A 12,567-nucleotide genomic window follows, 5' to 3' on the forward strand; every position below is an offset into this window, starting at 1 on the left:
ATCGTTTAATCAAACGCCTATAGAAATTGGCGGCTTTTGTCGAATCCAAATTGAGGCGGGTAGGTTGCAATCTTATTGCCGGCCACGGTGGCGGCACGCTGCGACGGAAGGCGAAAATGAAGGGGAGGACGCGCGATCTCGCTCGCGCGTCCTCGTTTGAAACTCAAGCGGCGAGCGCGTCGAGGATGCGGACCCAGGAGCGGATGCCCTTGTGATAGGATTTCAGCTCGTATTTCTCGTTCGGCGAATGGATGCGATCGTCGGCGAGGCCGAAACCGACCAGCAGGGATTCCATGCCAAGCATCTTCTGGAAGTCTCCGACGATCGGGATCGATCCGCCCATGCCGATAACGATAGCCGGCTTCGGCCACTCGCTGGAAAGAGCGTGCTTTGCTTTGGTCAGTACCGGCGAATCGTAGGACAGTTGGATTGCCGGCGAGGCGCCATGGGCATGGAACTCCACCGAGCAATCGGCTGGAACCTTCGAGCGGACGTAAGCGCGGAAACTATCGCGGATTGCATCTGGGTTCTGCTGCCCTACGAGGCGGAACGATACCTTCGCCGACGCCTTGGCGGCGATCACGGTCTTGAAGCCGGCGCCGGTATAGCCGCCCGTGATGCCGTTGACCTCAGCCGTCGGTCGCGCCCAGGTGAGTTCCATCACCGAACGGCCTTTTTCGCCGGAGGGTATGGAGAGGCCGACTTCGCCGAGGAATTTTTCCGTCGTCATGCCGAGCGTTTCCCAGGAGGCCTTGATGTTGCCCGGCGTCTCTTCGACGCCGTCATAGAAGCCGTCGAGCGTGACGCGGCCGGTCTCGTCATGCAGGCCGGCGAGAATGTCGGTGAGGATGTGGATCGGGTTGGCGGCCGCGCCGCCGAACATGCCGGAATGCAGGTCGCGATCGGCGGCATTGATGATGATTTCTTCGCCGACGAGGCCGCGCAGGCCTGCCGAGATCGCCGGCGTATCGCCATCCCACATGCCGGTGTCGCAGACCAGCGCATAGTCCGCCTTCAGCTCGGCGGCGTTCTCTTCGAGGAACGGCTTCAGCGACGGGGAGCCGGATTCCTCTTCGCCTTCGAACAGGATGGTGATGCGGACCGGAAGCGCACCCTTGATTTCCTTGTAAGCGCGGACGGCTTCGACAAAGGTCATCAACTGGCCCTTGTCATCAGAGGTGCCGCGGCCAGTCAGGATCTTGCGGCCTTCGCCCATATCCTTGACGGCAGGCGCGAAGGGATCGCTCTCCCAAAGCTCGATCGGATCGACCGGCTGCACGTCATAGTGACCGTAGAACAGCACATGCGGCGCATCGGCGCTCGCTGCATCATGATGGGCAACGACCATCGGATGACCCGGCGTGTCGCGCACGGAGGCGGTGAAGCCGAGCGAGGTCAGGTAGGCGACCAGCCATTCCGCCGCCTTGTGGCACTCCGCCTTGAAGGCCGGATCGGTCGAGATGGATTTGATACGCAGCAGTTCGAACAGATTGTCGAGACTGGACGGAAGGTTCTGATCCGCACGGTCGAGAACGGGCGATACATCGGTCATATCCGACTCCTTACGTGAAAATTGGCCGGACGATAGACCAAAGCCAGTTCGGTTTCGAGGCAGGAAAATCGAAAATTTCCGAATGCACGGTCAGTTGAACGAGACGCGCGGTGCTAGAGATGCTTGGCGTTTTCCAGGATGCGCCTGATATATTCGAGCAGCAGTTCGCGCTCGAAGGTGCGGAAGCCTCGAAACAGCTCCTTGTCCGCAGCCATAGCGGCTTGCACGGCTTCCGTCTGCATGGCGGCAGCTTTGCCGGTCAGGAACACCAGTTGCGCGCGTTTGTCGGATGGATGCGGCCGGCGCTCCACCAGCCCATCGCGTTCCATGCGCGACAGGGTATTGGCCATCGTCGCCTGCTCGATGTCGACGCGCTCCAGCAATTGCTTCTGGGTCAGCCCGTCTTCGGACCACAATTCCAGCAGGATCGGAAATTGGCCGGGGGAAAAACCAAGCCCCGCCGCCCGTTGTTGCAACGAGCGGGCAAATCCCTTCGCCATCTGATTGGCAAGGTAGGCCGCAGAGTCCATGCGATTAAATCCCATGATTGCAAGTATGCCCGTATTTTGGAGCAAAACAATCATCAAATCTTGGGTGAAATGTGTCTGATGCAGGCCAAATTCTGGTGATATTTGGCGGGTTGTTTTACTGACTATGTGAATGAAATCTAATAGAAAAGCCGCCATGGTCTGGAGGTGGGACCATGGCGGCTTCAAAGGGGGGACAAAGGCCCGGAGAGGGGGATAGGCCTTTGTCCAAGTCTGACATGGCGGGGGACAGGCCGGTTGCCAGACCCTCGGCGTAATCAATCGCCGGTGAGTATGAAATGAGGCTCTAAATATGGTTTTTCAAGGGAATCCGCAGATTAGATTGATTAAAAATTGGTAACGTTTGAGTGAGAAATTTAGCCTGTCCGCAGACCGCTTGATTGGAACTTTATATGGACGTTGGAGGTGCGCCACGCTATCCATGCTTCCATGAAAAAAGGTGATCATCTCTTCCTCGTCGACGGCTCCGGTTTCATTTTCCGGGCCTTTCATGCCCTGCCGCCGCTGACGCGCAAATCCGATGGATTACCGGTCGGCGCCGTCTCCGGTTTCTGCAATATGCTGTGGAAGCTGCTGACCTCGGCGCGCGATACCTCGGTCGGCGTTACGCCGACACACTTTGCCGTCATCTTTGACTATTCCTCGAAGACATTCCGCAAGGATATCTACGACGCCTACAAGGCAAACCGCTCGGCACCGCCGGAGGAGCTGATCCCGCAGTTCGGGCTCATCCGCCAGGCGACGCGCGCCTTCAACCTGCCTTGCATCGAGACCGACGGCTTCGAGGCGGACGACATCATCGCCACCTACGCCCGCCAAGCCGAGGCGGCCGGCGCCGACGTCACCATCATTTCCTCCGACAAGGATCTGATGCAGCTCGTCACCCCCATGGTCCACATGTATGACAGCATGAAGGACAAGCAGATCGGCATCCCCGATGTCATCGAGAAGTGGGGCGTGCCGCCGGAAAAGATGATCGACCTGCAGGCCATGACCGGCGATTCCGTCGACAACGTGCCCGGCATTCCCGGCATCGGCCCGAAGACGGCGGCGCAGCTTCTGGAAGAGTTCGGCGATCTCGACACGCTGCTTGCCCGCGCCGGCGAAATCAAGCAGCAGAAGCGCCGTGAAAACATCGTCGCCAATGCCGAGCTGGCCCGAATTTCCCGGCAGTTGGTGACGCTCAGGACCGATGTGCCGCTGGAGCTGCCGCTCGATGATTTGGTGCTGGAATCCCAGGACGGCCCGAAACTGATCGGCTTCCTGAAGGCGATGGAGTTCACCTCGCTCACGCGCCGTGTCGCCGATGCCTGCGATTGCGATGCGGCTGCGATCGAACCATCCGAGGTCAAGGTCGAGCGGGGCGACACTGCCCATGGCCCCGACCTCGATGTCGCTAAAAATGTCGATCTTGTTGCTGGCGGCGAGGTGGCTGCCGAAGGTGCCTCCGTGCCGGCGCCGGTGGTCAAGGCGCGTATGGCGTCTGAAAGTGCCTCAGAGCCCCGCGAACTCGCCAAGGCACGGGCGGCAAGCTTTGCCACCGCGCCGATCGATCATTCCACCTATGTCACCATCCGCGACGTCGCTACTCTGGACCAGTGGATAGCGAACGCGCGCGAAACCGGCATCGTCGCCTTCGATACGGAGACGACGTCGCTCGACGCCATGCAGGCCGAAATCGTCGGTTTTTCGCTGGCGATCGCCGATAATCGCAACGATCCTTCCGGTACGGTCATCCGCGCCGCTTACGTGCCGCTCGGCCACAAGAACGGCGTCGGCGATCTGCTCGGCGGCGGATTGGTGGATAATCAGATCTCGTTGCGCGATGCGCTTCCGCGGCTGAAGAATCTGCTTGAAGACACCTCCGTCCTCAAGATCGCGCAGAACCTGAAATACGACTACCTGCTGATGAAGCGCTATGGCATCGAGCTCAAGGCCTTCGACGACACGATGCTTCTGTCCTACGTGCTCGATGGTGGCGCCAATGCCACGCATGGCATGGATAGCCTGTCGGAGCGCTGGCTCGGCCACAAGCCGATCGCCTACAAGGATGTCACCGGCAGCGGCAGATCCAACATCACCTTCGATCTCGTCGATATCGACCGGGCCACGGCCTACGCCGCAGAAGATGCCGATGTGACGCTGCGGCTCTGGCTGGTGCTGAAGCCGCGGCTGTCCGCCGAAAAGCTCACCAGCGTCTATGAGCGTCTGGAACGGCCGCTGGTGCCGGTTCTCGCCCATATGGAGGAGCGCGGCATGACCATCGACCGGCAAATCCTGTCGCGCCTTTCCGGCGAGCTGGCGCAGGGTGCCGCCGCCCTCGAGGATGAGATTTACACGTTGGCCGGCGAGCGCTTCAACATCGGTTCGCCGAAACAGCTCGGCGACATTCTCTTCGGCAAGATGGGCCTAGCCGGCGGCAACAAAACCAAGACCGGGCAATGGTCGACCTCGGCGCAAGTGCTGGAAGACATGGCGGCCGCCGGCTTCGAACTGCCGCGCAAGATCGTCGACTGGCGCCAGCTCACCAAGCTGAAATCCACCTATACCGACGCGCTGCCGGGCTATGTCCATCCCGAGACCAAACGGGTCCATACCTCCTATTCGCTGGCCTCGACCACGACCGGGCGCTTGTCCTCCTCCGAGCCGAACCTGCAGAATATTCCGGTTCGCACGGCCGAAGGTCGCAAGATCCGCACGGCTTTCATTTCGACGCCAGGTCACAAGCTGATCTCGGCCGACTATAGTCAGATCGAACTGCGCGTGCTGGCGCATGTCGCCAATATCCCGCAACTCGAACAGGCCTTCGCCGACGGCGTCGATATTCACGCCATGACGGCCTCGGAAATGTTCAGCGTGCCGATCGAGGGCATGCCGAGCGAAGTGCGCCGCCGCGCCAAGGCGATCAATTTCGGCATCATCTACGGCATTTCCGCCTTCGGCCTCGCCAACCAATTGTCGATCGAACGTTCGGAAGCCGGCGATTACATCAAGCGGTATTTCGAACGCTTCCCCGGCATCCGCGATTATATGGAAAGCACCAAGGCGGCAGCGCGCGACAAGGGCTATGTCGAGACCATCTTCGGCCGCCGCGTGCATTTTCCGGAAATCCGCTCCTCCAATCCGTCCGTGCGCGCCTTCAACGAACGCGCCTCGATCAATGCGCCGATCCAGGGTTCAGCGGCCGACGTCATCCGCCGCGCCATGATCAAGATGGAGCCGGCACTTGCGGCCGCCGGCCTCGACGATCGCGTGCGCATGCTGCTGCAGGTGCATGACGAACTGATCTTCGAAGTCGAAGACGCCGATGTCGAGCGTTCGACGCCGATCATCGTCTCGGTCATGGAAAATGCCGCCATGCCGGCGGTCGATATGTCCGTGCCGTTGAAGGTCGACGCGCGCGCGGCTCACAATTGGGACGAAGCGCATTGAGCGGTGGGTTGGAAACGGTCTATCCCGCCCCTTCGACAAGCTCAGGAGGGCGAGATAGGCCCTTTGCGTATGCCTCGTCTTCTTCGGCTCCGGCCGCTTACTTCCCAATCAGCGCTTCCAGCACCGAAATGATAGCACGCTCGGCCTCTTCGAGCGTGCTGCTATTATCGATATCGGCTATGTCATAGCTGCCCTGAACGGTCAGCGAGCTTCTTTCCAGCCGCTTCAGCACATCCTCACGGCTCTCGCGGCCTCGTGCCATCAGCCGCTCGGCCAATACCTCGCGCCGCGCCGTGACGTTGATGACCTTAAGCCGTGGAAAGGCGGTCTGGAAACGGTCGAGTACGGAGCGCGAACCATTGGCGATGACGAGATGGCCGAGGGCTAGCTCATCGCGGACCGCTGCCGGAATACCATATTTCAAGCCGTGCGCTTCCCAGGAGATGGCGAACGCGCCGGCGCGCTGCATGGCGTCGAAATCGGCATCCGAGACGCTTTTGTGATCCTCGTTGCCAGCATCGCCTTCGCGGGTGATGACGCGGCGGACGAAATGGACATCCGGCCGGCCGGCGAAATACCGGGCGGCGAGATTCATCAGCGTATCCTTGCCGGCACCGCTCGGCCCGACGACGACGGCGAGCGTGCCCGCGGTCGCATAGGCCAGGCCAAGATTAGCCGGCTTTATGTTGGCCTCGACCGTCATGCGACACGTCGTCCTTCTCGCCAGACCGAGCGCGTCACCGGCACGCCATGATCGCGGCGGACACGCACGAGATCGGCGCGCAGGCCTTCGGCGATGCGGCCACGGTCGTTCAGGCTGACAGTCTTTGCCGGGGTGGCGGTCACCATGGCGATCGCTTGCGGCAGCGAAATGCTCTCGATCTCGTCGGCAAGGATGAAGGGAGCATGCAGCAGGCTGAGCGGCACATAATCGGACGACAGTACGTCGAGCACGCCGAGTTCGGCGAGATCGCGGGCGGCGATATTGCCGGAATGCGACTTGCCGCGAACGATGTTCGGCGCGCCCATCAGCACGCTCATGCCGGCACCATGCGACGCCTTGGCGGCGTCAACGCTGGTCGGGAACTCAGCCAGGCGAACGCCGTAATTGATGGCTTCGTCGACATGGGCGAGTGTCGCGTCGTCATGGCTGGCGATGGTGATACCGCGCTCGGCGCAAACCTTGGAGATGACATCGCGATGCGGCGTTGCGTATTTGGCCGATTCTTCCTGGCGCTTGGCAACGAAACGGGCAAAGGCCTCGTCGCTCAAGCCGCGCTTCTTCTGATAGTAGAAGATGTATTGGTCCATGGTCTGGAACTGGCGCTGGCCCGGCGCGTGGTCCATCAGCGAAACCAGACGGACATAGGGGTCCTTCTCGAAATCCTGGAAATGATCGAGGACGTTGTCGGCGGAGACTTCGCAGCGCAGATGGATCAGGTGTTCGGCGCGCAGCCGGTCCTCGCGCTCTGCCGCCTGAATGGCATCGGCCATGTCGCGCATCTCGCCGCGCTCGAAACCGCCGTCTTCATCTGAGCCCATGCGCAGGCAGTCGAATACTGTCGTGATGCCGGAGGTGACGATCTGGGCGTCATGCGCCTGGATGGCCGCTGTCTTGTTCCAGCGCACGCCGGGGCGCGGCGAATAATGGGCCTCCAGATGGTCCGTATGCAGCTCGACCAGGCCCGGGATCAGATAGTCGCCCTCGAAATCCTCGCCGATAGCAGACTTGCCCTCGGAAATGCCGGCAATGCGACCGTCACGGATCAGCACGGAGCCTTCGACGATTTTGTCTTCGAGGACGATGCGGGCGTTGGAAAGGACGGTTTCTTTGGTCATGTCAGGTCTTTCGCTATTAGGCGCCGGAAAGCGGCAGCCAGGAACGGACGGTAAAGGGGGCGCCGCGCTCTTCTTCGATGAAGACGGCGAGGCCGGAAACGGCGAGTGCCTTGCCTATATAGTCGGCGAAGCGCTCGCGCAGGACTTCTTGCATGTCGGCTTGACGTTCGGTTGGGACGCGCCCGGTCAACGTCATATGGAAACGGAATTCGTCATTGACGTAGGGATAGCCCCAGCGCAGCAGATTGGCGCGCTGCGGTTCTGTCAGGCCTTCCGGCTTGCGCCGGGCGATGTCGTGATCCGAAAGCGGTGCGCGGAATGGTTCGAAAGTCTTGACCACACGCGAGGCAAAATCCCGCAGCGGCTGGTAAAGCGAGCCGGGCACGAGCGCGAAGAAATGACCGAGCTGGCCGAGCACCAGTTCCGGAATGGTGAAAGCCTTGGTGCGCGCGGCGAACTCGGCGGCGACATCGAGAAGATCGCACTCGGTCACCGAGCCGGCAAGCTCGAATGGCGCTTTCAGCGTGGCGTGAAAGCCGTAGCGGCGCGGATCGGCGGTCAGTTCGGCATGGCCTTCCGGCACGGGACCCATGGCCTTGTCGGAAAAGATGTCATCGGAAAATGCATCGCGGCCCAGCCAGAGAGCGGCAAGCGCGGTCAACGGATCGTCTTTGGGCGGCGTGAAATAGAGAGCATAGCGCAAGGCTGCGTTCCTTGGAAAAATCGGCTGCGCACGACACTGTTGGGTGATTTGCGACAAACCGCAAGAGCAGCAAGGCAGCAGCGGCTCGAATCCGGCTAAAGCGAACTCAAGCAATGTTGTCTTGCCGACCTGCGCTACCGGATTCCCGTGACAAAATGATGATGCGCTGCGATTTTTCCGAAGGCTTTCTACCTGCCGTTTTGCGTGCCCATCAGGCGCGAGCGTAGCGCATTGGAAGCGGCGTCGAACAGGAAGACGACGATGAGGATCAAGAGCACCATATAGGCAACGTTTTCCCAATTGGCATTGGTGCGCATGGCCTCCCAAAGCTTCAGGCCGATGCCGCCGGCACCCACTGCGCCGATGATCGTGGCGCCGCGCACATTAGATTCCCATTGGTACAGAGTCTGGCTGACGATGACGGGAACGATCTGCGGCATGATCCCGTAGCGATGCACGAGAACCGTCGAGGAGCCCGTCGATTTGACGCCTTCGCGCGGCTTGTTGTCGATGTTCTCCAGCCCTTCGGAATAGAGCTTGCCGAGGGTGCCGGTCTCCGTCAGGAAGATCGCGCCGCTGCCGGCGAGCGGGCCGGGGCCGAAGGCGCGGGTCAGGAAAAGCGCCCAGATCAGCATGTCGACCGAACGCAGGAAATCGAAGAAGCGCTTCAATATCTGATTGACCAGCCGGTTCGGCGTGATGTTGCGCGCCGCCATGAAGGCCAGCGGGAAAGCGGCGAGCGAACCGAGCAGCGTGCCGAGGAAGGCCATGACGATCGTCTGGAACAACTTGGTCCAGACATCGCCATGCTGCCATGCGCCATTGTTCCAGATATTGTCGAATGCCAGCGAGAGATTGGACTGGTCCGGCTCCAGTCGCGGCCCGGAAACGATCAGGCTGATGACTTCGCTCGCCGGCTTATCGAAGAAGGGCGAGTGCGTATCGAAGACAAAATTTGCCCAGCCGATGAAGCGCTTGCGGATCTTCACGCGGTCGGTGGAAATGCTGACGTCGCCGGCAAAGCCCATATTGGCGAGGATATTGTCGTCATAAACCGTGATCCATGACGGCAGTGGCTCCGAGCCGAGGACCTTCGGCGCAGCGCCGGTGAAGTCGATCGGAACAGTGACGCCATGTGCGGTCAGGATCGCTTGCGTCTTGGTAACCGTCACGCTGCGGCTGCTGCCGCTGACGGAGACGGTCAGGCTGCCGTCAGGATTGTTCGTCACCCAATCCGGATGTGGATCGTCGCCGAGCGGCGAAAAACGCGGATATTTGACGCTGATCTTGTCACCGGAAACGCGGAACTCCGGCTGCACGTCGTAGCTGACCCATTCACTCAGATAGATACCGACGCGTTCCCAATGTGCTTCCGCGACGATCTTCGGCAGGTCGAAGAACCAGACGGCGTAGATGCCGTAAAGGATCACGCCGAGAAAGATCATCAGCGCGCCGAAACGCTGGCGGAACGATCGGTGCAGGATTTCCGGATAGCGGGCTTCGATTTCCTGCATGCGGCCGGCGTCGATGACGGACATAGGCAACCTCAGTGTTGCAGAAGGAAGGCATGTTCGCCGACGAGACGGCGACGGAGCCATGCGGAAAATTGGTCGACGGCGATGATCGTGACGAAAAGCAGCAGCACGAGTGCCACCGTCTTGGCGCCAAAACCGCGCGAGATCGAAAGCTTCAGCTCCTCGCCGATACCGCCGCCGCCGACGGCGCCGATGATGGTGGAAGCGCGAACGTTGATCTCCAGGCGCAGCAGCACGTAGGACATAAAATTCGGCAGAACCTGCGGCAGCGCGGCGAAGCGAACGCGCTCCGTCCAACTCGCGCCGACCGCCTTCATGCCCTCGTCCGGCTTCATGTCGATATTCTCGATCACCTCATAGAAGAGCTTGCCGAGCGCGCCGATCGTATGCAGGCCGACGGCGATGATGGCAGCGATCGGGCCGATCGACAGGATCGCCGAAAACAGGCCGGCGATGACGATCTCGGGAAAGGCGCGCAGCAATTCCATGAAGCGTTTGGTCACCAGACGAACCGGATGCGACGGCGACATGTTGCGCGCAGCAAAGAAGCTGAGGGGCAGGGCGACGACAAAGCCGATGAGGGTGGAAACCAGCGCCACGTTGATCGTGATGATCATCAGCTCGAAATATTCAGGGATATAGAAATCGCCCCAGACATAGACGCGGCCTAGCGGGAAATTGAATTCCTCGCCGCCGACGCCGTTTGCGCCGTTGGGGCTCGGCAGGTCGAAGAGCGCACGATAGACGTCGGACCAATCCTTGGGGATGAGCCAGCTCAGGAAATCGAAAAGATGCGGCAGGCGGTCGAAGAAATGGCCGGCATTGCTCTCGTCGGCAAAGCGGACGGAGCTCACGAAGGCGGTGATCAGGATCAGCAGGCCAATGCCGGTATAGAGGCGGCGGCGAGCCACCATCCTGCTCCAGGCGTCGCCGATGTCCTTGGCGCTCTGAGGCGCACCTTGCATCTGTAGCTGAGTATCGGCAACCGTCATGAAATCCTGCCCTTGTGATAGGAAAAGGGCGGCCGTCGCCGGCCGCCCCGCAGTCTGGATAGGGATCAGCCGCCGATGGCAGCCTTACGAACTTCGACAACGGCCTTGTAGAAGTCCGGGTTGACCTTGACGTAACCCTTGAAGTCGCCGCCTTCGATTGCCGAGAAGCACTTGGCGTCGGTGGTCGGGAGCTTCAGGAAGAAGTCGGTCAGCTTGGCCTGCCATTCGGTGCCGAGAGCGTTGCGAACGACGAGCGGGCCGTTCGGGATTAGCGGCGAGCGCCAGACTTCGACGAGCTTGTTCGGATCGACGGCGCCCTTGTCGACTTCCTTGCGGAAGGTACCGGAGGTGTAGCCGTCCTTGAAATCGCCGAGGCCCGAAGAGTCGTCAACGGCAACGTCGACCTTGCCGTCATAGGCGGCGAGCAGGTTGTTCTCGTGACCGCCGTTGAACTGGGTGGAAGCGAAGAACTTGTCGTTCGGCATGCCGGTGGTCTTCGGAATCTGCGTCAGCGGAACGAGGTAGCCCGAGGTGGAGTCCGGGTCGGCGTAGCCGAGCTTCTTGCCCTTGGCGTCGGCGATCGTCTTGATGCCGGAGGACTTCAGGGCGAGACCGATCGAGTAATAGCCGGTCGAGCCGTCCGTCTGCTGCGTGGTCAGGATCGGGGTAACGGCCTTCGGGTCCTTGATGTAGGTGGCTGCATAGCCGGAAGCACCAAGTTCAGCGAAGTCGAGCGTGCCGCCGAGCAGGCCCTGGATGACGCCGTCATAGTCGGCAGCCGGGAACAGCGATACCTTCTCGAAACCGAACTCCTTCTTCAGGTGGTCGGAGAGGCAGGCATAGTTGCGCAGGCGGTCGGCTTCGTTTTCGCCACCGAGAATACCAACGCGGAATTCCTTGATGTCCTGAGCGGCAGCGCCGCCAGCGAGCGCGAGAAGCGCCGTGGCTGCGAGAAGGGTCTTCTTCAACATGGGTTCGTCTCCTGATTAACCGGTGTCCCCGGATGTCTTCGGTCTAGAAGAAATGCGCCCTTGACGTGGGCCTTCGATCGCGGCCGGCTCCCTCAGAGACCGGCCAGTGCCAGCGGTTGCGGGCCGGCAGATGCATTTGCCGCGCCTTGCGCGGGCTGATCGGAAAGATTGATGGCGGTCGACGTCATCGTCTCGTCGACACCGGCGCCATCTTTGTCGGTGCCGTAGATTTCCTTGACGGCGGCGGCCGTCAGATCGGCCGGCTTGCCGTCGAACACCACGCGGCCGGCCGCCATGCCGACGATGCGTTCGCAGTAGTTGCGCGCGGTATCCAGCGTGTGCAGGTTGGTGATGACGGTGATACCCTCGCGCTCATTGATATCGCGCAGCGCATCCATGACGATCTTGGCGTTCAGCGGATCAAGCGAGGCGATCGGCTCGTCGGCAAGCATCATTTTCGGCTGCTGCATCAGGGCGCGGGCGATGGCGACGCGCTGCTGCTGGCCACCCGACAGCGTGCCGGCCATCTGCAACGCGGTCTGTTCGATGCCGAGGCGTTCAAGCGCCGCGATGGCTTCGATACGCTCTTCGCGGCTGAAGATGGACAACAGGCTGAGCGTCGTCGAGCGCTGGTTCAGGCGGCCGAGCATGACGTTGGTAAGCACGTCGAGGCGGGGAACCAGGTTGAACTGCTGGAAGATCATGGCGCAATCGCGCTGCCAGTTGCGCAACGCCCGGCCGCGCAGCTTGGAAACTTCGATGCCGGCGAAATGAATGGAGCCCGAGCTCGGATCGGCAAGGCGGTTGATCATGCGCAGCAGCGTGGACTTGCCGGCGCCTGAGCGGCCGATGATGCCGACCATCTGTCCTTGCGGAATGTCCAGCGTCACGGAATCGACAGCGAGCTTGTTTCCGAACCGGCGCGAAACATTCTTCAGCTCAAACATGAGGCCTTCCCTTTCGCGGCTGTCCGGCTCCGCAACAAACGTTGACGT

General features: G+C 61.0%; 10 protein-coding genes. 1 reads left to right on the forward strand and 9 read right to left on the reverse strand.

Translation table 11 applies throughout. The features are described from left to right. Window positions 1–163 precede the first annotated feature (163 nt). Entirely contained in the window at window positions 164–1,552 is a 1,389-nt protein-coding gene (locus C9E91_RS01060; RefSeq protein WP_107106526.1) for a M20/M25/M40 family metallo-hydrolase, read from the reverse strand. 113 nt (window positions 1,553–1,665) lie between these two features. Next, window positions 1,666–2,082 (reverse strand): MarR family winged helix-turn-helix transcriptional regulator, encoded by a 417-nt coding sequence (locus C9E91_RS01065; protein ID WP_107106527.1) that lies wholly within the window; start codon window positions 2,080–2,082, stop codon window positions 1,666–1,668. Window positions 2,083–2,529: 447 nt separating this feature from the next. Here C9E91_RS01065 and polA point away from each other — a divergent pair, with 447 nt between their 5' ends. Next, window positions 2,530–5,532 (forward strand): DNA polymerase I, encoded by a 3,003-nt coding sequence (polA, locus tag C9E91_RS01070; protein ID WP_107106528.1) that lies wholly within the window; start codon window positions 2,530–2,532, stop codon window positions 5,530–5,532. A 97-nt stretch (window positions 5,533–5,629) separates the two neighbouring features. Here the strand turns inward: polA and phnN are convergent, their stop codons facing one another. The 7 genes from phnN to phnC all read right to left on the reverse strand — a co-directional run bounded on the left by phnN (window position 5,630) and on the right by phnC (window position 12,519). Further along, window positions 5,630–6,235 (reverse strand): phosphonate metabolism protein/1,5-bisphosphokinase (PRPP-forming) PhnN, encoded by a 606-nt coding sequence (phnN, locus tag C9E91_RS01075; RefSeq protein ID WP_107106529.1) that lies wholly within the window; start codon window positions 6,233–6,235, stop codon window positions 5,630–5,632. Then, on the reverse strand, window positions 6,232–7,371 hold the full coding sequence (locus C9E91_RS01080; RefSeq protein WP_107106530.1) for an alpha-D-ribose 1-methylphosphonate 5-triphosphate diphosphatase: 1,140 nt from the start codon (window positions 7,369–7,371) through the stop codon (window positions 6,232–6,234). The genes phnN and C9E91_RS01080 overlap by 4 nt, the downstream gene beginning before the upstream one ends. Window positions 7,372–7,387: 16 nt before the next feature. Next, complete coding sequence (locus C9E91_RS01085) at window positions 7,388–8,074, reverse strand: DUF1045 domain-containing protein (protein WP_107106531.1); 687 nt, start codon at window positions 8,072–8,074, stop codon at window positions 7,388–7,390. Between the two features lie 188 nt (window positions 8,075–8,262). Then, window positions 8,263–9,612: a phosphonate ABC transporter, permease protein PhnE gene (gene phnE, locus C9E91_RS01090; protein WP_107106532.1), complete on the reverse strand. Its 1,350-nt coding sequence runs from the start codon at window positions 9,610–9,612 to the stop codon at window positions 8,263–8,265. An 8-nt stretch (window positions 9,613–9,620) separates the two neighbouring features. Then, window positions 9,621–10,601, reverse strand: coding sequence for a phosphonate ABC transporter, permease protein PhnE (gene phnE, locus C9E91_RS01095; RefSeq protein ID WP_107106533.1), 981 nt, complete (start codon window positions 10,599–10,601; stop codon window positions 9,621–9,623). 65 nt (window positions 10,602–10,666) lie between these two features. Continuing rightward, window positions 10,667–11,572 (reverse strand): phosphonate ABC transporter substrate-binding protein, encoded by a 906-nt coding sequence (gene phnD, locus C9E91_RS01100; RefSeq protein WP_028754441.1) that lies wholly within the window; start codon window positions 11,570–11,572, stop codon window positions 10,667–10,669. Window positions 11,573–11,664: 92 nt separating this feature from the next. Beyond that, window positions 11,665–12,519 (reverse strand): phosphonate ABC transporter ATP-binding protein, encoded by an 855-nt coding sequence (gene phnC / locus C9E91_RS01105; protein ID WP_107106621.1) that lies wholly within the window; start codon window positions 12,517–12,519, stop codon window positions 11,665–11,667. Window positions 12,520–12,567: the final 48 nt, after the last annotated feature.

Source organism: Rhizobium sp. SEMIA4064 (genome assembly GCF_003025035.1).
GTDB lineage: Bacteria > Pseudomonadota > Alphaproteobacteria > Rhizobiales > Rhizobiaceae > Rhizobium > Rhizobium paranaense.